Genomic DNA, 22,434 nt, shown 5'->3' on the forward strand with positions numbered 1-22,434 from the left:
CATTTTATGAATTGGAATTTGGAATTAATTTTTTGAAGTTTAAACTTTCTTAGAACGGTAAATCGTCCGGTTCGTCTTCGTTTAAATTAGTTGCAGGTGCAAAAGCTTCTGCAGCTGGCATTGGAGGCGTTTGTCCAGGACCTTCCGGTGCCAGTCTTTCGATTCTCCAACCTTGAATACTATTGAAATATCTGGTTTCTCCTTGTGGATTAACCCATTCTCTTCCTCTTAAATTGATAGAAACTTTTACTGCCTCACCTTGTTTGTAGCTACTTAATAAATCGCATTTATCTTGCGTAAATTCGATCAAAATATGCTGTGGATATTGCTCATCTGTGGTAACAACCAACTCTCTTTTTTTGAATGCAGCACTAACTTGTTGCTCTGGGTTCACCACTTTTACTTTACCTGTAACTTCCATCTTCTTTCTATATTAATTATTGTTTCTATTCTTATTGCTTTGCTAAAAGTACTTTCCAGGCTGATGAAATATCATCTTTATTGAGATATTTTTTGGCTTCCAAATGTACTTTTTCGAGATCGTCCGAGCTTAAAACTCCTTTTACCGAAAAATTTTCTTTCACAAATATACTAACTTCTTCTGTGGTAGGCAAGGCTTCAATGTTCCCTAATTTTCCAAGATCATTCCCGTCAAAAACAGGACTTTCTTTAATAAAATCAGGAATTACATCTACTCCTACCCCAAGAGTTGTCAAGGGTTTAGGCACTTCAAAAAGCCCCTGATTCGATCGGGAATACCAATTACTGCCCAATCTTGAAACCAGATCTATTTTATGCTGATCAATGGCTCCGTTTTCATCTAAAACAGCTTCGCTGATATGAAGCTTAACCACTTCACAAAGAATCAGATTTCCTGCACCTCCCTGATCTCCCAACGGAATAATCTGAGTGACTTTACATTCAAACTGTACCGGAGACTCTTTTACACGATAAGGCTTTACAAAATCGGACGGAACTTGTGTCAATCCGGCCTTTATAAATTCATTTACGCCATCTCCATATTCTGTACTGGCTAATGATGTTTGTTGTACCAAATCGTAATTCACAACATTTATAACTACTTCACGGGTTTCTTCGGCGTTAATTAAAGTGTGTTTTATGGTATTGTCGCGTACACGTCGTGCTGGTGAAAAAACCAAAATTGGCGGATTGGCACTGAACACATTAAAGAAACTAAAAGGGGACAAATTGGGTATTCCCTTAGCACTAATTGTACTAGCAAATGCAATTGGCCTAGGTCCCACGGCACTTTGTAAATAGCCTTGCAATTTGGCCGTTGGTATTTCTTTTGGATCAATACTAATCATATTTTTCTTTTTAAAGGAATCTCATTTCCGTAGCTACAAAAATAGAAAAATCGTTTAATCCAAAGAAATAGTTTCGGACTTTAAAACAAAAAAATCTTTATCGTTACGCAAAATATTAAATGTGTATATTTCGTTATATTTATACCACAAAAAAATAGTTATGTCTTTTTCCGAGAGAAGAAATACAACCCGTTGGATCATTATTACCATTTCCTTTTTAATCATTTCCCTGATTCTCTGGAACACTTATACTTTTTTCCAAATCTTTAAAAATGAAGAACGCTTAAAGATGAATCTTTGGGCCAATGCACAAAAGACACTGGTCAATGCAGATGAAAATACAGATTTAGATTTACCGCTTGAAATCATCAACAACAATACTTCGGTTCCTGTTATGCTTACTATGTACGACAAGGTCATTAGTTCTGTGAATGTTCCGGAAGAAGTCCTGCAAAATAACGAAAGTACCTTATCTTATCTCAAAAATCTGAAAAATGAGAATGAGCCCATCGTTATTGAATATGCGCCCGGAAAACATCAGGAACTGTACTATGGTAATTCGGCATTAATTAATAAACTGAAATATTATCCCATCGCCTTATTGCTGATTATCTTTTTGTTTGGGGCTTTGATTTATAACTTTTACAGAAGCACCAAAATGGCTACCCAAAATAAACTCTGGGCAGGAATGGCAAAAGAAACGGCACATCAAATCGGAACACCTTTATCTTCCTTAATTGGCTGGGTAGAGATTTTAAAAACAGAAGACATCGATTCGTCTATAACTTTTGAAATTGAAAAAGATATTGAACGTTTACAGACTATCACAGACCGTTTTTCTAAAATTGGGTCGGTTCCTGTTTTAGAGGAGAGAGATATTGTTACCGAAACTTTGAATACTTACCAATATTTACAATCGCGTTTTTCGAAACAGGTTACTTTCTCTTATCGGGCACCTCAACAAAGTATATCGGCAATGATAAATCCCACGCTGCACAGCTGGACTATTGAAAATTTAGTAAAGAATGCTATTGATGCGATGAAAGGAAAAGGAACGCTGGACCTTCAAATTGAAGAAGATGCACATCATGTAAAAATTAATGTAAAAGACTCCGGAACGGGAATTTCTAAAAAACAGTTCAAAACTATTTTCGAACCCGGTTTTACAACCAAAAAACGCGGCTGGGGACTTGGACTTTCTTTAACCAAAAGGATCGTTGAAGAATATCATGGCGGAAAGATAAAAGTTCTACAGTCTGAAATTGGAAAAGGAACTACTTTTCAGATTTCATTAAACAAAAAAGTGCCGTAAAAGACTTCGACTTCGCTCAGTCTGACATAGTTGTTTTACAAATTCGACTGATTTCATTAAACAAAAAAGTGTAGCAAAATTTACTTTTACTACACTTTATCTTTTTATTTCGACTGTCAAATCGAGCGGAGTCGAGATTTTTTCATACTTAAAACGAGAGGCTTCGACTTCGCTCAGTCTGACGTGGTGTTTTATAGATTCATCGGATTTCGTTAAACAAAAAAGTGTAGCAAAATTTTACTTTTACTACACTTTATCTTTTTATTTCGACTGTCAAATCGAGCGGAGTCGAGATTTTTTATGCCTGAAACGAGAGACTTCGACTTCGCTCAGTCTGACATTTCGACTTCGCTCAGTTGGACAGTTTGTTTTGTTTGTTTATAAATTCGCCTGAATATCTTTGGCCAAAACCTCAAATTCTTCTTTAGAAAGTGAAACTTTATTTTGAAAACGCATTTCATCCATTTCGTTTAACGGAATCAAATGTACGTGTGCGTGAGGCACTTCAAGACCAACAACTGCCACTCCAACTCTTTTGCAAGGAACCGTTTTTTCCAGTGCTGCTGCAATTTTCTTAGAAAACTTCATTAATCCTAAATACAACTCCTCTTCCATATCAAAAATCTTGTCGATTTCTTGTTTTGGAATACAAAGTGTATGTCCTTTTGCATTTGGGTTTACATCTAAAAAAGCCAGATAATTATCATCCTCAGCAATTTTATAAGCAGGAATTTCTCCGTTTACTATTTTGGTAAATATTGATGGCATTATTTCTTTGTTTATTGGGTGAATCGTCTAACCGATTTAACGATTAAACGTAAAAAAATTAGTCTCTGGTGATTTCAAGAATTTCAAATTTCAAAACTCCGTTTGGAACCGTAATTTCAGCTACTTCTCCAACAGATTTCCCCAGTAATCCTTTTCCAATAGGAGACGTTACAGAGATTTTTCCTGTTTTTAAATCAGCTTCACTTTCAGCAACAAGTGTATATTTCATTTCCATTCCATTGCTTTGATTCTTAATTTTCACATTAGAAAGAACCAATGCCTTCGAAACATCTAATTGTGATTCGTCAATTAATCTTGCATTAGAATACACTTCTTCCAGTTTAGCAATTCTCATTTCTAATAAACCTTGTGCTTCTTTTGCTGCATCATACTCCGCATTTTCAGACAAATCTCCTTTATCTCTTGCTTCTGCTATATCTTGAGATGCCTTTGGACGCATTACACTTTTTAAATGCTCCAACTCATCTTTTAATTTTTTTAATCCTTCTGCTGTATAATAAGATACTTTACTCATAACTTCGTCGTTTATATAAATACAAAAAATCCCATCGGGACGGGATTTCTTAATTACAAATATACTATTATTTTTAATAGTACATAATTATATGTTAATCATATAGAATTCAAATGTAAATAATTTATTTTTGTTTCACTAATTCTTATTAAAATAATGAAAAAATTCTGGTACTTAATCCTCTTTGTTTCTGTACTTTTCTCCTGTAGTGAAAATAGTAGACGCGACAAAAACCCTTACATTCCTAGTTATGCAGTTAACCTGTCTATTGATACTAATCTGCCTGCTTATTCCAATCTTAAATTTGTAAGTAATGGTGTGATTATTCCAAATTACGGAGCAAAAGGAATTATCATTTTTAATACCGGAAGTGGTTACAATGCGTTTGATGCCGCCTGTCCCAATCAGCCCATAACTTCCTGCACCGCCATGACAATTGACGGCATAAATGCAGTTTGTTCGTGCGATAAAACAGCCTATAGTTTATTTACGGGATTGGGAGGTAAAGATTATCCATTAAAACAATATCGCGTAGAATTTACCGGAACGATAATTCACGTTTACAATTAAAAAAAAGCCTGAAAAGATAACTTTTCAGGCTTTTTACATTTTACGTTTGATTTCTTACTTTTTTAGAATTTCAATGTCAATCCGGCTAAGAAATTAATTCCTGCCTGAGGATAGTAGTAAGGATAAACATCCCACATTGCTCCGTTTGAAACATATTTTTTATCCAGAAAATTATTCACCAGACCAGTAATCAAAATTGATTTAAATACTGATTTTGGTTTGATTTCATACGACACATTCAAATCATTTACGAAATAGTCCGCCAATTTTGCTGCCGGTAATTCAATATTGTTCATGTATTGTTCTCCTACAAACTTTTGCAATAACGAAATGTGCAGATTTTGGATCGGACTATATACAATAATATTTCCTGCAATAACTGATGGTGAATAAGCGATATCGGTTGTTCCGTAATGTGTGCCTTCAACAGCTAAATCAATATTTTTATTACTGCTTAAAGTGAAATTCGGTCTAAGGATAAACTTTTCAGAAAGTTGTATTGTAGCATCAACTTCTAAACCTAAGCGGTAGCTTTTCTCCGTGTTAGCACGAATTGGAGCTCCAACATCGTCCAATCTTCCAGTCAAAATCAACTGATCTTTGTAAGCCATGTAATAAACATTAGAATTCAACTGAAATTTATCTGAATTGAATCTCCAGCCCAGTTCAAAATCATTTAGTTTTTCAGGTTTTACATTTCCACCTTCATAATCGGTTCTGTTAGGCTCGCGATTGGCTCTTGCGTATGAAAAGTAAAAAGTGTTTTTTGAATTGATTGCGTAATTTAAACCCGCTTTCGGATTAAAGAAATTAAAACTGTCATCAACCAATCCTGTATCTTTTCCGTTAGCTTTGTACGTTACATTTCTATATTGCAAATCGCCATAAAAACTAAGTTTTTCTGTTAACTGATAATTGGCTTTCGCGAAGATATTTCCATCTGTTTTGGTTGAAAAATCATCATAATAATGATCTCCCGGCAGGGCCTGAGAAGAATTTCTGGCCCAGATTACTTTACCAAAATGAGCTCCCTCATATTTATTCCAGCCACCACCTACGATTACGTCTAATTTCTCTTCTTTATATTTTACAGAAAAAGTGGTACCGTAAAAATCGTTGTCTAACCATTTCTGACGAATTAAATCAGTTCCCGGAACTAATTCTCCAAGGTCATTTTCTACCATTTTAGTAGGCTGAATCGACCCATACCCTTTAATTGGCTCATTATATTTGAAGTTTTCGTAGTATCCTTGTCCTTTAGTGTAATGAAGAGCTAAGTTGCTGCTCCATTTATCAGAAATTGATTCACTCCAATGCAATTGATAATGGTTTTGTTTGTAATTATCGGTTTCATTATCGTAAAAATGAACATTTCCTGCTTCATCTTTATATTTTCCGGCTGAATTATAAGTACGGTCTGAATTTAGTTTTTCAGCATCAATTCCGTTCCAGGACTGGTATGTTCTTTCGGTTCCACCAAAAACCAGCGCCTTAATTAAAGTTGTTTTACCAATATAAGTTCCCTGAAGAAAATACGATTTTAAATCAGAACTTGCACGATCTACATATCCATCTGATTTAATGGTAGACAAACGCCCTGCCAGCTCAAAATGATCGTTCAGTAAGCCTGTACTGAATTTTACGGTATTTTTATTTGAATTGAAGCTTCCATAAGAACTTGAAATTTCTCCCGTTGCTTTCGTAGCATAATTATCAGTCAGCATATTCAAACTCGCTCCAAAAGCAGAGGAACCATTAGTAGAGGTTCCAACACCTCTTTGCAATTGCAAACTCTCAACAGAAGAAGCAAAATCAGGCATATTTACCCAAAAGGTTCCCTGACTTTCAGCATCATTATAAGGAATTCCGTTAATGGTCACGTTTACTCTTGTAGCATCACTACCACGCACCCTGATCCCGGTATAGCCTATACCTCCTCCTGCATCAGAAGTAGTCACCACCGATGGCAAATAATTCATTAAAATTGGAATATCCTGTCCCAGATTTCTAAATTTAATATCCTTTTTATCAAGATTACTAAAACTTACCGGAGTTTTAGCAGTAACACGAACTGCCGAAACTAAAACATCATCCAGTTTATTGACTTTTGTAGAATCCTGCTGTTGTGCAAAAGAAAATTGAGAAAAGAAAATAGAAAAAAGAAGTAAGAAAATAGATTTGGTTCTGTTCGACTTTTGAATCTTAGAACCTTTGTGACTTAGTACCTTAGTACTTAAAAAAAAGTTTTCATCCGTAAAAAATTTACGAATAAAAGGGGGAATTATTCTTTTTGTTAAATTAATAAATGTTTCACGACAAAGTATAGTGTATTCGCTAAAATTGTCGTCTTTCCCTTAGCGACATTACTCGCTCAGGTTCTTTGGGTATGATCTCAGCTCGTTATTTAGAGCACCCCTTTGAGACGATGCAAATGTAATGTTAAAAAATCCAATTTTCAAATTCCAAATTCCAAATTTTGACAATGAAATCTAAACGCCATAATTGGAATTTGAAATTTAAAAAGTTGGTATTTAATCTAAATTAGGTTTCTTTCTGGATTGTTTTATTTCAGAGACACTCTTTTTATCCTTGATTCGTTTTTTAATTACCGATTTCGGAATTTTAGTGGCTTTACGAACTTTAGGAACATGCAATCCTTTTTTAATTACTTCTAAGAATCGTTTTATAACAATATCTTTGTTTTTAAGCTGACTTCTGTCTTCATCACAATTTAAAACCAGGATATTTTCTGTGGTTAAACGAGATCCGATATTGTTTTGCAAAAGTAGTTTTTCTTCTTCAGACAGTGCCTGAGATACATTCAAATCAAAAGTCAACACCACTTTTGATGACACTTTGTTTACATTTTGTCCGCCCGCACCACTGCTTCGTACGGCTTTAAAACTTAATTCTGATATGATTTTTTCGATATCCATTATTGTGGCTGATGTGCAGCTTTTAATAAATCGTTTACTGTTTTCACCGGATTAAAGGTAATTAATGGTACTGCCACAAAAATAGTAAGCCAATTGGCCATTGCTCCGTTCCAGAGTCCCGGAAGTTCGTAACTCTTTACTAATTTGCCATCCACACTTTTTTCGACAATAAAACCAGTCTTTTGATCTACAAATTGCAATAAATCAAACTTCTCATTTTTGTAATTTTTGATTCCGCATACTAAATCAACAGGATTAAAATGAGTTGCCGAAGCCAGGATTTCCTGTTGTCTTTTATTTGTAAGATCTATTTGCGAAGCCTCTACAATCTGCAATGAAACTGATCCTTTAGAGCTCATTACCCAAAATGGACCACCGCCGGGCTCTCCTTCATTTTTCACCATTCCGCAAACACGAATTGGCCTGTCTAATAAGCTTTTTATCTTACTGATTTTATTTTCGAAAGTAAACTTACTATAGTCACTATTCAACTCAACATTAAGTTTTTTTGATAAAAAGAGAACAATCTCTTCAAGATCTTTCTCTTGTATCTCCCCTTTTTCAATTGCATTTAAATAACCAAAAACTTTTTGCTGTATTTTAATTAAAGTCCCTGCTAATGCTTTTTTATATAATGCAATCTGACCCATATGATTTTGAATTACATTGTCAATGTTTTTGACAAAAATAACATCCGCATCAAGTTCATTTAAATTCTCAATTAGTGCTCCATGACCTCCGGGTCTAAAAACTAATTTATTATTCTTATCCCGAATTGGGCTATTTTTAGCATCTACACAAATCGAATCGGTACTTTTACTTTGATAAGAATAAGAGATATTTATTTTAATCTCTGAATCCACTTCAACTTTTTCTTTAAGGATCTCAACTTCGCGTTCAAACAAATTCTGATGGGCTTCTGAAACGGTAAAATGCAAATTCGAAATCTGATTGGAAGAAGCATAGTGGACACATTCGTTTAAATGTTCTTCAATTGGATTTGCAATATGTCTTTTATATTGATGAAAAGGTAAAACTGCCTTTGGCTTATTTGCAAAATCAAAGTAATCAACAGACAATAATGTTTTTATAAAATAATAATTTTTATGATCACGGTCAAGCGCCTCAAAATCCGGATAGATTTCTTTTAACTTTTTATCAACCGCTTTAAAAAACGCAAACTTCTCCATAGCCACTATAAAAATAGATAGCTCTTTGTCATTTTTACGATTGATATAAGCGTTGATAGTTTCTTTTTGAATGTCAAAATCGTTCAGAAAAGCGCTTAAAAATTTAAACATTCTGCTGGCTGCACCCGAAGCCGGAACAAACTTTTTCAATTTGATTTCTGATTTTTGAAGATCAAAAAAGGCTGCTTTCTCTTCAAATTCTGCTTCTGACAAACTTAATATACCACTGGAAATTGTAGCCGGACTAACCAAATTAGATTTGTTTATTCCGTTTTTAAAAATTTGCAGCTGCTGTAAAATCTTTTCAAAAGAAATTCCATGTTCGTATATCTGAACAAAATCTTCAGATGAAATACCGTGCTGTTTTGCGACAGCTAATTGCTCTATGATCGCTATCGCTTTAGTCAAACGACTTTCTTTATCTCCTGAAAGGGTAATAAAAGGTTTTTTAGTATCAATAAGAGTCTGTTTGAAAACTGAAAATACTGTTTCACGACCTTTAGGAGTATCTCTAATGTCATCTTTTTCCCAGGGAACATCAATATCAGTCAGGAAAAATAAATCGTATTCATGCTCTAATGCTGCTTCGTTTAAAAGCGGGTCACAAAATCCATAATACATTTCAGAAAAAACCTTTGTCACCATTAAATTGGTATCACAAAACAGATACTTTCTGGACAAAGCCTGCTTTTGATTTTCAAGAGCTACTTGCCCGTATGCAATAGGCATCATATCATCGGCTACACAAATGTGCTGGTTTTCTTCCCATTTTTCCTGCAAATAATCGCGTGCGAACTCAGGAACCCATTCGGTTTCATAATATTCCGCAAGTTGTTTTGCCAAGGTAGTTTTTCCTGTACTTTCAGGACCAAATAAAGCAATTTTTATGATAGCTGTTTTTTGCTGTCTAAGATTTTTCTCCATTCTAAATAAGCTGAAATAGCCAAAATTGTAAAAATTAAATACTGAAGTGACAACATCCCTAAACCGCGATAAGCATAAAGGGGCACCACAATAATATCACCAATGATCCAAAGCGTCCAGTTCTCGATCTTTTTCTTCGCCATGTACCACATTCCTGCAAAAAATATTCCAGATGAAATCATATCGACATAATTGTCGTTTCTAATTTCATAATCAAAGTATTTATAGATACCGAAAACTACAAAAACAGTTATAAAAAACAATACTATTCCAATTATTTTTTCATTGGCATTTGTTCGTGTTATAGGCAAATTATCTTCAACCGTTCCTCCTTTGGCCCATACATACCATCCATATATACTCATAATCGAAAAATATCCGTTGATGATCATATCTCCGATATAACCCGCGACATATAACAGATAAACCGAAATAACGGTGGCAATCAAACCGGTTGGATACACCCAGATATTTTCTTTTTTCGCAAACCACACACTCAAAATCCCACAGATAAAAACTAAAAACTCCAGGGCAATATGCCATAACGGAGTATTTTTATAACTGTCCAGAAAAAAATCAATCATAATTGAGCAGGTTTGTTTGGGTTGGATTTTTATTTATGATTCAAAAAAATGGCTGTCGTTTTCAAAAGCAGTTCCGATAACTACTAAATCAGCACCGGCATTATAAGCCTTTTGAATTCCATGCAAATCTACAATTCCTCCACCAACAATTATAGGAATCTCAACATTTTGAGCAATTAGCTGTATCATCTCTAACGGAACTGCTTTTTTTGCACCGCTTCCCGCCTCCAGATAAATCAATTGGTTTCCTAACATTTCTCCTGCCTGCGCTGTTGCCAGCACCAGATCAAAGTTATCCCTTTCCAGTGGTTTTGTTTTACTTACACGGGCTACGGCAGTTTCATTGCCGCTTTCAATCAGAATATAACCTGTCGAAATAACTTCCAAATTTGTCTTTTTTAAAATTGGAGCTGCCTGAACCTGATACTCTATTAAATAATCGGGATTTCGGCCTGATAATAAAGATAAGAACAAAATCGCATCTGCCTGAGGTGAAATCTGCGAAGGATCACCCGGAAATATAACAACGGGTAAATTGGTTTCTTGTTTTAATTTTGATATTAAATCTTCTAAAATTGTTGCCTGCACAATACTTCCTCCTACAAAAATATGTGTGGCGGGAGATTGATTTATTTTAAGCAATAAATGATCTAAATTTTCCCAAACAATCTTATCGGGATCTAACAGAATAGCCAGTAATTTTTGCCCATTCCTTTTAGCTTCCAAAATTTCTTGCCGAATAGTGAGTAATTTTTGTCTCATAATGGGCGTAAAAGTAAAAGTTTTTTGATGTAGAAGAACTATTTTGAATGAATTATATTTGTGTTATAGTTAAACAAAATTATGATTGCAATTGATCTGTTGGAAAAATATGGCGCTTTGAAAAAGTCTTTTGACAAAAATGAAATTATTTTTGAAGAAAACAATCTGCCAGCATACTATTATCAGATTGTTTCCGGAGAAGTGAAAATGAGTAATTATAACGATGACGGACGTGAATTTATTCAGGGTATTTTTTACAAAGAACAACCTTTTGGAGAACCTCCTTTATTTTTAAATCAAAAATATCCGGCAAATGCCATTGCTGTTGAAGATTCGGAAATTCTTCTTCTTGACAGAAATAGTTTCATGAAACTGCTGGGGGAGAATCCGGACATCAGTCTTAAAATAATCGAAAATCTGGCGCAGCGACTGTATTACAAATCGGTTATGGCGGCAGAGATGTCTACTCAGGAGCCGGAGCATCGGATTTTAAAATTAATCGATCATGGAATTGCCTATTTCAATTTTAAAAAAGACGCAAATGGATACCTCATCAATTTTACAAGACAACAGATTGGAGACCTAACAGGTTTACGTGTCGAAACGGTCATCAGAACGATAAAAACTCTGGAGAAAAAAGGTCTTTTAAAAATTATAAACAGAAAAGTATACCGATAAAATAGTTCAGTTTATATGATTTTAATCATAAAATGCAACCCTATAGTGCCTGTACCTTTGTAGTATAAAAATCTCAATATCATGACACTATATCAAACAACATTCGAAAATTTCAATAAAAACTATATGGGTTCTGCTGCAATGGCTGTAATTGGTCAAAGCTGCTTAGGTGGTGCTGCAGCCATGTACGTTCTGGCTAACGGAACCTCAATACCACAAATGATACAACTTGCCATTATTGTTTTGGCTTGTGTTTTTGCAAATACTTCTATATTGGCACAAATGAAACATAAAACGGTTTTTAACCTTATTATTGCAAGTGCCCTTTTAAGTGTATTTTTTATTCTGTTAAACAGTTTTATTCTATGAAAAAACAAATAGAGAATCGAGAAGATGTCGAATTTTTAGTCCATCAGTTTTATGCTAAAATAAGAGCCGATAATGAAATCGGCTCTTATTTCAATTCTATGATTAAAGATTGGGATGCGCATTTAGAGAAGCTTACCGATTTTTGGGAAACTAACTTATTTGCCATAAGAAAATATAATGGTAATCCGATTGCTGTACACAATGAAGTCGATTCGCATTTTGAAGGAAGAATCACCTCTAATGAATTTGGAATCTGGCTGAATCATTGGTTTCAGACTTTAGAAGAACATTTTGAAGGCGAAAATGCCGAAACATTAAAACGACGTGCCCGTAAAATGGGAACTTTTTTGTTTCTGAGTATGTTTGAAAAACGAAAGAAAATGAATGAAACCTTGTAGTACCAGATCTTAAAACACATTGTTTGTCATTTCTACCGAAAAGAGACCTGAGCGGTAGCGAATTGGCGTAGCAACTCACCCAGGAAATTCCACCAACAAAAATCGCCAATCTTTGTCGATCTTCCAGCGTGATTTCTCTCTTCGATCGAAATGACAAAATCGAGAACCAATAATGGAATTTCTTTATTGAATTTTTATTTAAACTTTATTTATCAAAAGCATAAACCAAAGTAAAGTTCTGCCCAGAAGTATTTGATTTAATTTCTTTATAGTACACGTCAAAATTTACTGCAAGATCATTAAAATGAAGACTGGCTTCGGTCTGATTTTTATCTAACGAAAATGCATCTACACTAATATGATCTTTAAAACTGATTCCTTTTTCGTTTCTGATCTTAAAAATAGCTTCTTTGGCTCCCCAAATTACTGTCAGTTCCCTGATGTAATCGGGAGTATTTTGAGTGTTTAAATAACTGTTTTCGGTCTCTACAAATTTGTCTGCAATTCGAAGGATTTTGTCGCGTTGCAGCTCCATGTCGATTCCTACTGTTTTATCACTAATTATAATCGCTGCAAAATCATGTGAATGTGTGATGGAGATATGATTTTCGCAATTGAAATAGGGCTTCCCAAATTCGTCGTAGTGCAAGTCCTGATCTGTAAAACCCATTTCCTGGATCAGCATACGAACGCTCAAAAAGGCGCGTTGATGCATTACAGATTTCATCCCGTTCAGCCTCAACTGTGTTTTCTCTTTTAAAAGTACATTGCTCACTAACTCCTCAAATGATTCTGTTATGTGCCAAACTAAGATTTTAGTCGTTTCGTTGAATTGTATGGTTTCAAATAAAGGCATTCTTTTTTAATTATGAGTTATGAGTTGTTAGCTATGAGTTGTTTTTCTGATTTGAAAACGAAATTTCTTATTTAACGTCTCGTCTTATAGCCCTGATGGGAACGGCATCCTTTTGCAGCGGGGTTCGCTGCAAAAGATATAGTGGACAGCAGGATTAGCTTCTTATTTCAACTACGCTCCATATAACAGCTATAGTAATCAACTAATATTCTAAAGATTAAGAAATTAAACATTTCACAATTCTGACAGAAAGTAGTCTAAATTAAAAACCTATTCCGTAAATTTGCAAAAATTTTACAATTACAAATATACTATAAATGAGTACTACAACTACGCCTTTTGTGGCTTTCAAAGTAAAAGACATCTCTCTAGCGGCTTGGGGAAGAAAAGAAATTGAATTGGCTGAAGCTGAAATGCCAGGTTTAATGGCGCTTCGTGCTGAATATAAAGACGAACAACCTTTAAAAGGTGCTCGTATTGCTGGATGTTTGCACATGACGATTCAAACTGCTGTTTTGATCGAAACTTTAATTGCTCTTGGTGCTGAAGTTACCTGGTCTTCTTGTAACATTTTCTCCACTCAGGATCAGGCTGCTGCTGCTATTGCTGCTGCAGGAATTCAGGTTTATGCCTGGAAAGGTCTTGATGAGCAATCATTTGACTGGTGTATTGAGCAAACTTTATTCTTTGGTGAAGACAGAAAACCATTGAACATGATCCTTGATGATGGTGGAGATTTAACAAACATGGTTATTGACCGTTTCCCTGAATTGGTTCCTGGAATTAAAGGTTTATCTGAAGAAACTACCACTGGTGTTCACAGACTTTACGAAAGAGTAAAAGCCGGAACTTTACCAATGCCTGCAATTAACATTAACGACTCTGTTACTAAATCTAAATTTGATAACAAATACGGTTGTAAAGAATCTGCTGTTGATGCTGTTCGTCGTGCAACTGACTTAATGTTGGCTGGAAAAAGAGTTGTAGTTTGTGGATATGGTGATGTTGGAAAAGGAACTGCTGCTTCTTTCAGAGGTGCAGGATCTATTGTAACTGTTACTGAAATTGATCCAATTTGTGCTTTACAAGCTGCAATGGACGGTTATGAAGTTAAAAAATTAAACACTGTAATTGCTAATGCTGATATCATCATTACTACTACAGGAAATAAAGATATCGTTCTTGGAGAGCACTTCGAGCAAATGAAAGACAAAACTGTTGTTTGTAATATCGGACACTTCGATAACGAAATCGACATGGCTTGGTTGAACAAAAACCACGGTGCTTCTAAAATCGAAATCAAACCACAAGTTGACAAATATACTATCGCCGGAAAAGACATCATCATTTTGGCTGAAGGTCGTTTAGTAAACCTAGGTTGTGCTACAGGTCACCCAAGTTTTGTAATGAGTAACTCATTCACCAACCAGACTTTGGCTCAAATCGAATTATGGAACAACAGTGCTGCTTACAACAATGATGTTTATATGTTACCAAAACATTTAGATGAAAAAGTTGCGGCCCTACACTTAGCTAAATTAGGAGTTGAATTGGAAGTTCTTCGCGAAGACCAAGCTGCTTACATTGGTGTTGAAGTTCAAGGTCCATTCAAACCAGAATACTACAGATACTAAATAATTTTAGATTGAAGATTTCTGATTTTAGATTCCTTCAATTATATCTTTCAAATCCGACAGGTTTTTAAAAACCTGTCGGATTTTGTTTTTAATGGCTTTTCAGAAATAAATCGTAGGTCTATTTCTAAAAAGAAAAAGTTTTCTATCAAAAAAAAGCTTTTTTCAGAATAACTTTTTAATTTTAAGAATTCAAATAGAATTCAATTAAGTCACTACTTCTCAACTACATAAACGCCGTGCTCTTGAAAAAAAAATCTTGTTTATTGGTATTCTTGTTTTTATTATGTCTTCCTCACATACTATTTTCTCAGGAAAAGAAACCTAAAGTCGTTTTAGTATTAAGTGGTGGCGGAGCAAAGGGAATTGCACATATTCCGCTTTTGCAAAAACTGGATTCTCTACACATTGTGCCTGATCTTATTGTTGGAAATAGCATGGGAAGTATCATTGGCGGTTTATATGCCATGGGATATTCCGGCGATAGCATCGAAAAAATCACTAAGAATATTTATTGGGATAAACTCCTTGGCGGAGGTCAGTCATTACGATCGGTAAGTGCCGAAGAAAAAAGAGAATTCCAAAGATACTTGGTCGGAATAGGGATTAAAGATGGAAAACTCAATAGCGTTGGTTCCCTTTTAAATGATCAAAACCTGAGGGAATCACTTTCTGAGTTGACTTTTCCTGTATATAATGTTAAAGATTTTGATAGCCTCCCGATACCTTTTAGAGCTATGGCTACTGACTTAGTTGAAGGCAAAGAAGTTATTTTAAGCAAAGGCAGTTTAGCTTACGCCATGCGAGCCAGCATGTCTTTGCCCGCTATTTTCAAACCAGTGCCTTACGAAAAAACCATGTTAGTAGACGGAGGAGTATTAAATAATTTTCCAACTGATGTGGCCAAAAAAATGGGTGCCGATATTATTATTGGCAGCGATGTAGGTGGAGGAATGCAGCCAATGGGGAAACTGAATAATATTATGATGATATTAATGCAGACGAGTATGTTTCCGAGTAATGTTAAAAACCCGGCAAACCGTGATCTGTGTACCATATTAGTCGATCACATGCCCAACCTGCGTTTCTCAACAGCTGACTTTGCAGCTAGTAACGAAATCTACAAAGACGGCAAAATAGCGGCAAATAAAAATCTTCCGGCTTTAATTGCTTTATCGGAAAAGTTAAAGGGATTTACGCAACGAACGCACAAATTGCCCTATATGCCCAAAGAATTTGTTCTTGACACCATAATTTACAAGAAAATAAGTCCTGAAAATCTCCCTCTGGTAGTGGGAAGAGCAAATCTTAAACCCCATGTAAAATATACCTCCAAAGATTTAATTTCAGGTATCAACAGGGCTATGGGCACCAATCTTTTTGATGAAATTGGATATAGCTATTTCATCAAAGATGGCGATAAACCCGGACTTACATTATTTGGATCTGAGCGTGCTAAAAACCAGCTAAATACCTCTGTACACTATGATACTTACAGAGGTGTTGGCGTTATTTTTAACTACACCGCCAGAAACGTCCTTGCCGATGCTTCCCGTCTTTTGGTTACTGCCGATATAGCAGAACAACCAAAAGGCAGAATCAATTTTCAGAAAAATTTTGGAGGACGCAGAGAATGGTGGTGGGGTACGGAACTTTACGGAGCTTTCTTAAAACAGGAAATTTACCTTAATGGCAAAGCCTCAGATAATATCCTTTATAATACATTTGAATTCAACAATGAGGTAAACAGAAATTTAAATTCGCTGAAAAGCTATTTTGGTTTTGGTTTAAACTATCACTACACCTACTTCAAACCAAAATATGACCGGGAATACAATCCGAACACAGTTTCACTAAACAACTACAGCTCTAATAATATCGAATTCAACATGCATTATTCTTATAATGATATGGATAAAGTTTTCTTTGCTACAAACGGAACCATTATAAAATCAAATATAACGCGATCACTCCTTAGCAATGTCAACGCCTCCATTTCCGCCCCAGATGTCCTGCGTCTTTCAGGCTCAACAAATAATTATACGAAATTTGGCTTAAGCTTTGAAAAGAGGTTGCCCTTAAAAAAGAAAATTACAGGAATCGTAGGGTTTGATGCTTGTTTTATTTTTCAAGATCAGCTCAAAAACAATCAAATTTCGTTTTTCGATTTTGGTTATGCAACAAGATATTTTCTTGGTGGTATTATCCCAAGTTCCGGCAGTAATCGCTTTTCATTCCCGGGTTTGCATGAAGACGAACTCAATGTTACACAATATATGGGGCTTAAACTCGCCTCGCAAATAAATATTACCGGAAAAATCTATCTGACCCCTCATGTTAATATTGCCTCTGTAGGTTTTGACAGTTTTGGCGATTTCATCGACCACGCCTTTAAACCAAAAGGAAATTGGGATCATAATTTCGAAACCAGCCTTGTACTATCCGGAGGAGCTGCTATTTCCTATCAGTCTATTTTAGGCCCAATTCACTTTGATACTTCATGGATCAATAATATCGACAAAGTCCGATTGTTTTTCAGTGTCGGATTATCACTTAATCCGTAGAAAAAATTAAAAAATATCTTTCAAACCCGACAAGTTTTAAAAACCTGTCGGGTTTAGTTTTTGTAATGCTTCCTATTCATATACAAATATTCTCTCAACAAAATTAGCCTCTTGTTTTTCTGAACTTAACCTTCCTTCAAAAAACATTTCGGTCCAGTTTTTCTGATTGTCGATTTTAAGATACTCTAATTTTGTATCCAACTTAATTTTTCCATCTCCTAAAAAGGAATCTGAACTTGATTCTTCAATTCTTCTATTATCGGAGTTGTATTTTCTATAAATTACCATTTCATCCAGATACACCGAATCCTCTTTATTATTCTTCGAATGTTCTTCTATAAGATTCCCTCTTTCATCATATACGAATACATCTTCAGACTCCGTAACTTTGGTTTCTCCATCTTGATAATCATACGAAAAGCTTGTTTTTACAACTTGATTTTTATCGTATTTATATTTCACCAAACTTCTTAGAGTATCATTATCCGAAAAATAACTTTTCTCTTCTACTAATTTTTTTTCAGGGCCGTAACTGTAAATTGTTCTTCCGGTAATTTTTTCATCATCATCGTAACCTATTGATTCGATCTTTTGTTTTAAGCTATTATATTTGTTCTCCGGATAATCAGACTTTTTAGGAAATATTTTATCTTCAACAAACTCCCCATTAGCATTCTTTTTATAGGTGGTATAATTTTGCATTTTACCTTTTACATACTTGCCGTTCTTTTTTGTTGCATAGTAAACGTTCTCAGTGTATTCTTTAATGTTTCCGAATAGTTTCTCATTCCAATCTGCAGATAATTGTGGAGCATTGTAATCTTCAGTCCTCATTTTTTTAGGCTCAGGCTCTTTCAGATTCGGAATCATCTCAAAAGTCCTGTCTATACCATAAACAGGTTCATAAAGAACAAAATCATTTTTAATTGGCGCAATAGTCTGAATAAAGATGTACTTCCTTTTTTCATTTATTACCTCATCAATAGTAAATGTTTTTTTAAATTCTTCAAAACTCATCGCAGGGTTGGCTTTAAAAGTCTCAAAAACATGTTTACTAATATTACCTCTTATATCACTAAGACCGGCCCTTTCATCATTGATTTTTTTATTTTTCTTCTTTAGTTCTGCCATTTCCTTGTCACTGTATGTAACCAATACATTGCCCAACTCATCGTAATTCACCAAGCGTATCTTGTTTTCCCGATCACTATTCTGATCAACTGCTTCTATCAAAATCACATTGTTTATGACATCTACTAACTTGTATTCGTTATTATTCAGCTTAAACGTACTTCCTATATCCTTTTGAGAAAGCTTTACCTGAGAATAATCTGTAATGAATTTAATATTGTAAACCACACTTCCTTTAATTTCATCAAGTTCGTTGTTGTTTTTAAAATTTATGGCATTGTTGATCTGATCCTGCTTGCGTAACGTAGTAAAATTCAAATTAACCTCTTTTCCGTTCTTGTATTTGTACAAAAACTCGCTTCCAAAAGAAGTTCCACCGACATGCTGAATTTCAATCAACTCTTTTTTCGAATTAAACAGCTTACTGGTTACGGGGTGAAAATCTACAATAGTAGGTTCATCATTTTCTTTAAAATAAGAAGGAAAACGGGAATTAAACAAGAGGTCATATCCATAAGTAGATTTCTCCAATTTCAACACTCCTCGTGCGATAATTGTATCTATTGAAGAGTTGATTACTTCAGCAGATTGAATGGCTTTCTTTTGAATTTCATCCATTTTTCTATTTACTTTTTTAAACGGAAAATTAGGAGTCTTAAAAATTTCTTTATTTACATTATAAGTAATTTCATAGATCATGTCTTTCTCCTCTTTACTTGGTTGTTTTTTTTGGGAAAACATAGAAAGACTAAAGCTCATCAAAATCAATACAATTCTATTCATTTATTTTTTCTCGAAAAGTACTGCTTTTCCTCCCAAATGTCCAAGGTCTATTTTTAGAAAATGTTATTCTTATCTTTACTGGAAATTTGCCTTTATGAAACGATTTCTAGTTTTTTGCCTGTACTTCTTTACGAATTGTGTTATACTCGCACAAAAAAAAGATATCTGGATTTCATTTTGGGACAAAGACACCACACATATTGGATTTAAAGACGCAAACGGAACTATCAAAATAACGCCAAAGTTTATGGGGTTCACTACTGCCCGTAAATTCGATAAAATTATTGCTGTAACAGAAGAGATAAATGACAGCTGGAAAAGCTACTATTTAACTAAATCCGGTAAAATAGTGGGACGTGATAGTTTATACATTTTTGACAATGGCCCGGATTGCGAAAATGAAGGTTACATTAGATTTACAGACCGAAAAACAGACAAAACCGGAATGTTTAATAGTGAAGGCAAAATTGCAATTCCTGCCGATTACAGTGTTTTATCAAAAGTTCAAAACGGAATGATTGTGGCCTTAAAAGGTGCCCTAAAAAAACAGGACGGCGAACATTTTTTCTGGACAGGAGGAAAAAGATATCTTACAGACCTTAACAACAAAGTCTTAATTGAGGATTTCAACGACCATACTGATCTTAACTTTTATTCTTTACAAAAATCAAAAGCCCCTAATAAAGAAGAATCAAGAGAGAATTTCACCGGCGTTGACGGTGAGTATTATTCTTTTATTAATTACGATAAGGAATTTAAGTGGTGGTTAAAAAACAATTTGCTTTCTGATTTATCCAAAGAAAATTTAATGAAGATCTCCTTTGACAAAATCACTTATTGGAAAGAACCAATTGGATGGAAAAGCGAATCAAAGACAAAATTTATTGAAGATAATTATGCTCTTTTAAAATCAAAACTTCAACAGCTTAAGACTTCCGGAATAGATTATTTCGTTTCGTCTGATGGGTTGAATCCTTTTATTTTTGAAACGAGCGAATATAATACGTACTTTAATAATTGTAATGAGCCTAAAGAATGGATGTATCCTGTTAAAAACATAGTTATTAATTCAAGTAATAAAACTGATTTCAAACAGGATCATTTTGAATTTCTTCGAACCGAAAAAGGTTACAAGCTCATAAGTGTTTCCGTCGCAAAAGACGATCTCAAATAAAGTTCTTCTTTTAATAAAGCTATCTTTGTAAAAAACGTGATATGAAAAACTTTTTCTTTTTAGGCATTGCTATAATCTTTGAAATCATTGCTACTTCGGCCCTAAAAAAATCTGAAGAATTTACCCGACTAATCCCAAGTATTATAACCATTTTGGGGTATTTTGCCGCTTTCTATTTTTTAAGTTTTGCCATCAGAACCATTCCGGTCGGAATTGCTTATGCCATCTGGTCGGGAGTTGGGATTGTACTGATCACGATTATCGGCGCTGTTTTCTTCAAACAAATCCCCGATTTACCAGCGATAATTGGATTAACATTGATTATGGCAGGTGTTATTGTCATTAATGTTTTTTCTAAAACTACAGCGCATTAAGGTATTTTAAATCAATCATTGATACTATCAAATGATATTATAAAAACACTCCTTACACTATAAATCAAAAATTTAATGAATTTTAGAAAAGCAACAATTTCAGACTTAGCGGAAATGCAGCAATTGTATACCGAAACCATACAATCGGTTTGTAAGAGCGATTACAATCCTGCACAAATTGAGGCTTGGACTTATGGTGTTCATAATACCGAGCGTTGGTTAGACGTTATTCAAACACAATTTGTTTTACTGGCTATCATTGCAACTAAAATTGTTGGTTTTGGCACTTTAAAAGACGGAGATTATATTGATTTCTTTTATATCCACAAAGACTATCAAAGACAAGGAATCGCCAATAAGCTCTTAACCGAATTAGAACTTGAAGCCAAAAGACAACATTCAAAAATCATAACATCAGACATCAGCATTACTGCCAAACCTTTTTTCGAGAAGAACGGTTTTACCGCAAAAGTCAAACAACGAAATGTAAGATTGGGTGTCGAACTGATTAATTATAAAATGGAGAAAGAATTGTAGCTGTAATTGTTTCAAGTTTCAAGTTTCAAGTTTCAAGTTTCGGCAGAACGTGAAACCTGAAACTTGAAACAAACTATTACTTCCGCAAGTTTCGGATTTTATACCCGCAAAAACGTGTCGATATTTGCCTTATAAAATGAAACGAAAATGAACACACAGGAAAACATTAATTATAATCGAATTGCTGAAGCGATTGATTATATCAAAGCCAATTTTAAAGCGCAGCCTAATCTTGATGAAGTTGCCGAAAAAGTGCATTTAAGTCCTTTTCACTTTCAACGTTTGTTTACTGAATGGGCAGGCACAAGTCCGAAGAAGTTTTTGCAATACATAAGTGTTGAACATGCCAAGAAAATACTTCAGGAAGACCATCAGGCTACTTTATTTGATGCTGCATTTGACACCGGTCTTTCGGGAACCAGCCGTTTGCATGACTTGTTTGTGAACATCGAAGGTATGACGCCAGCCGAATATAAAAATGGGGGAAAGAACTTAGAAATTAACTTCAGTTTTGCCGAAAGTCCGTTTGGAAATATCATTGTGGCTTCAACACTTAAAGGAGTTTGTTTTATGGCTTTTGCCGAAAATGAAGGAATGGGTTTTGAGAATTTAAAACAGAAATTCCCCAACGCCACATTCTCCAGAAAGCTGGATCTGATACAACAAAATGCACTGTTTATTTTTCAAAATGACTGGAGCAAATTATCCGAAATTAAACTGCACTTAAAAGGCACTAATTTTCAATTGAAAGTTTGGGAAACTCTTTTAAAAATCCCATTGGGACAGCTTTCTACTTATGGTTCAATCGCACAGCAAATTGAGAAGCCCAATGCTTCCCGTGCCGTTGGTACCGCTATCGGAAGTAACCCAGTCGCTTTTTTAATTCCCTGCCATCGTGTGATTCAATCCACCGGAACCTTTGGTGGATATATGTGGGGAAACACCCGTAAAACGGCCATTATTGGATGGGAAGGCGCACAGATAAATCCATAATTTTCTGCCATTATTTTTTAAAATCTTTTCCTGC

22 protein-coding genes and 1 riboswitch are annotated in these 22,434 nt (G+C 34.8%); of the genes, 11 read left to right on the forward strand and 11 right to left on the reverse strand.

The genetic code is table 11. From position 1 onward, the window contains the following. Positions 1-49 precede the first annotated feature (49 nt). On the reverse strand, positions 50-421 hold the full coding sequence (locus C245_RS0117795) for a DUF3127 domain-containing protein (RefSeq protein ID WP_017497965.1): 372 nt from the start codon (positions 419-421) through the stop codon (positions 50-52). A gap of 31 nt (positions 422-452) precedes the next feature. Beyond that, positions 453-1,328, reverse strand: a complete 876-nt coding sequence (locus C245_RS0117800) for a flavin reductase family protein (RefSeq protein WP_017497966.1) — start codon at positions 1,326-1,328, stop codon at positions 453-455. A 160-nt stretch (positions 1,329-1,488) separates the two neighbouring features. On the opposite strand from C245_RS0117800, the gene C245_RS0117805 reads away from it, so the two are divergent. Next, positions 1,489-2,640: a PAS domain-containing sensor histidine kinase gene (locus tag C245_RS0117805; protein WP_017497967.1), complete on the forward strand. Its 1,152-nt coding sequence runs from the start codon at positions 1,489-1,491 to the stop codon at positions 2,638-2,640. A gap of 378 nt (positions 2,641-3,018) precedes the next feature. Here C245_RS0117805 and C245_RS0117810 read toward each other — a convergent pair whose 3' ends face one another. After that, on the reverse strand, positions 3,019-3,408 hold the full coding sequence (locus C245_RS0117810) for an HIT family protein (RefSeq protein WP_017497968.1): 390 nt from the start codon (positions 3,406-3,408) through the stop codon (positions 3,019-3,021). 58 nt (positions 3,409-3,466) lie between these two features. Continuing rightward, positions 3,467-3,943 (reverse strand): transcription elongation factor GreA, encoded by a 477-nt coding sequence (gene greA, locus C245_RS0117815; protein ID WP_017497969.1) that lies wholly within the window; start codon positions 3,941-3,943, stop codon positions 3,467-3,469. A 156-nt stretch (positions 3,944-4,099) separates the two neighbouring features. On the opposite strand from greA, the gene C245_RS0117820 reads away from it, so the two are divergent. Then, entirely contained in the window at positions 4,100-4,513 is a 414-nt protein-coding gene (locus C245_RS0117820) for a hypothetical protein (RefSeq protein WP_017497970.1), read from the forward strand. A gap of 62 nt (positions 4,514-4,575) precedes the next feature. Here the strand turns inward: C245_RS0117820 and C245_RS0117825 are convergent, their stop codons facing one another. The 5 genes from C245_RS0117825 to C245_RS0117845 all read right to left on the reverse strand — a co-directional run bounded on the left by C245_RS0117825 (position 4,576) and on the right by C245_RS0117845 (position 10,909). Then, complete coding sequence (locus C245_RS0117825; protein ID WP_198288058.1) at positions 4,576-6,714, reverse strand: TonB-dependent receptor domain-containing protein; 2,139 nt, start codon at positions 6,712-6,714, stop codon at positions 4,576-4,578. Positions 6,715-6,846: 132 nt separating this feature from the next. Beyond that, positions 6,847-6,940, reverse strand: a riboswitch (TPP riboswitch). Between the two features lie 104 nt (positions 6,941-7,044). Then, entirely contained in the window at positions 7,045-7,449 is a 405-nt protein-coding gene (gene arfB, locus C245_RS0117830; protein WP_017497972.1) for an alternative ribosome rescue aminoacyl-tRNA hydrolase ArfB, read from the reverse strand. After that, the gene (locus C245_RS0117835; protein ID WP_017497973.1) at positions 7,449-9,563 is read right to left on the reverse strand and encodes a DUF4301 family protein; all 2,115 of its coding nucleotides are present in this window, start codon (positions 9,561-9,563) and stop codon (positions 7,449-7,451) included. Before C245_RS0117835 ends, arfB begins: the two co-directional genes overlap by 1 nt. Beyond that, complete coding sequence (gene pnuC, locus C245_RS0117840; protein ID WP_017497974.1) at positions 9,524-10,147, reverse strand: nicotinamide riboside transporter PnuC; 624 nt, start codon at positions 10,145-10,147, stop codon at positions 9,524-9,526. Before pnuC ends, C245_RS0117835 begins: the two co-directional genes overlap by 40 nt. A 33-nt stretch (positions 10,148-10,180) precedes the next feature. Then, complete coding sequence (locus C245_RS0117845) at positions 10,181-10,909, reverse strand: geranylgeranylglyceryl/heptaprenylglyceryl phosphate synthase (RefSeq protein ID WP_017497975.1); 729 nt, start codon at positions 10,907-10,909, stop codon at positions 10,181-10,183. A gap of 81 nt (positions 10,910-10,990) precedes the next feature. Here C245_RS0117845 and C245_RS0117850 point away from each other — a divergent pair, with 81 nt between their 5' ends. The 3 genes from C245_RS0117850 to C245_RS0117860 all read left to right on the forward strand — a co-directional run bounded on the left by C245_RS0117850 (position 10,991) and on the right by C245_RS0117860 (position 12,354). Then, positions 10,991-11,587 (forward strand): Crp/Fnr family transcriptional regulator, encoded by a 597-nt coding sequence (locus C245_RS0117850; RefSeq protein ID WP_017497976.1) that lies wholly within the window; start codon positions 10,991-10,993, stop codon positions 11,585-11,587. Positions 11,588-11,668: 81 nt separating this feature from the next. Next, the gene (locus tag C245_RS0117855; protein WP_017497977.1) at positions 11,669-11,956 is read left to right on the forward strand and encodes a hypothetical protein; all 288 of its coding nucleotides are present in this window, start codon (positions 11,669-11,671) and stop codon (positions 11,954-11,956) included. After that, complete coding sequence (locus tag C245_RS0117860; protein WP_017497978.1) at positions 11,953-12,354, forward strand: group III truncated hemoglobin; 402 nt, start codon at positions 11,953-11,955, stop codon at positions 12,352-12,354. Before C245_RS0117855 ends, C245_RS0117860 begins: the two co-directional genes overlap by 4 nt. Positions 12,355-12,559: 205 nt before the next feature. On the opposite strand, the gene C245_RS0117865 is transcribed toward C245_RS0117860, so the two are convergent. Beyond that, positions 12,560-13,210, reverse strand: a complete 651-nt coding sequence (locus C245_RS0117865) for a 4'-phosphopantetheinyl transferase superfamily protein (RefSeq protein ID WP_017497979.1) — start codon at positions 13,208-13,210, stop codon at positions 12,560-12,562. Between the two features lie 317 nt (positions 13,211-13,527). On the opposite strand from C245_RS0117865, the gene ahcY reads away from it, so the two are divergent. Together ahcY and C245_RS0117875 are read left to right on the forward strand one after the other, a co-directional pair. Continuing rightward, positions 13,528-14,844, forward strand: coding sequence for an adenosylhomocysteinase (gene ahcY / locus C245_RS0117870; protein WP_017497980.1), 1,317 nt, complete (start codon positions 13,528-13,530; stop codon positions 14,842-14,844). 239 nt (positions 14,845-15,083) lie between these two features. Further along, positions 15,084-17,408 carry a patatin-like phospholipase family protein gene (locus tag C245_RS0117875; protein ID WP_232424381.1) on the forward strand — a complete coding sequence of 775 codons (2,325 nt, stop codon included), beginning with the start codon at positions 15,084-15,086 and terminating at the stop codon, positions 17,406-17,408. Between the two features lie 72 nt (positions 17,409-17,480). On the opposite strand, the gene C245_RS0117880 is transcribed toward C245_RS0117875, so the two are convergent. After that, complete coding sequence (locus tag C245_RS0117880; protein ID WP_157495903.1) at positions 17,481-19,322, reverse strand: hypothetical protein; 1,842 nt, start codon at positions 19,320-19,322, stop codon at positions 17,481-17,483. A gap of 94 nt (positions 19,323-19,416) precedes the next feature. Between C245_RS0117880 and C245_RS0117885 the strand changes: the two genes are divergently transcribed. From C245_RS0117885 to C245_RS0117900, 4 genes are all read left to right on the forward strand, one after another. Continuing rightward, a complete protein-coding gene (locus tag C245_RS0117885; protein ID WP_026110138.1) occupies positions 19,417-20,496 on the forward strand; it encodes a hypothetical protein in 1,080 nt (359 codons plus the stop codon). Between the two features lie 41 nt (positions 20,497-20,537). Beyond that, positions 20,538-20,870, forward strand: a complete 333-nt coding sequence (locus C245_RS0117890; protein WP_017497984.1) for a multidrug efflux SMR transporter — start codon at positions 20,538-20,540, stop codon at positions 20,868-20,870. 75 nt (positions 20,871-20,945) lie between these two features. Further along, positions 20,946-21,407: a GNAT family N-acetyltransferase gene (locus tag C245_RS0117895; protein WP_017497985.1), complete on the forward strand. Its 462-nt coding sequence runs from the start codon at positions 20,946-20,948 to the stop codon at positions 21,405-21,407. A 147-nt stretch (positions 21,408-21,554) separates the two neighbouring features. Beyond that, positions 21,555-22,400: a methylated-DNA--[protein]-cysteine S-methyltransferase gene (locus C245_RS0117900; RefSeq protein WP_017497986.1), complete on the forward strand. Its 846-nt coding sequence runs from the start codon at positions 21,555-21,557 to the stop codon at positions 22,398-22,400. The last annotated feature ends 34 nt before the right edge of the window (positions 22,401-22,434 follow it).

Source organism: Flavobacterium sp. WG21 (assembly GCF_000335775.1).
Lineage (GTDB): Bacteria > Bacteroidota > Bacteroidia > Flavobacteriales > Flavobacteriaceae > Flavobacterium > Flavobacterium tructae.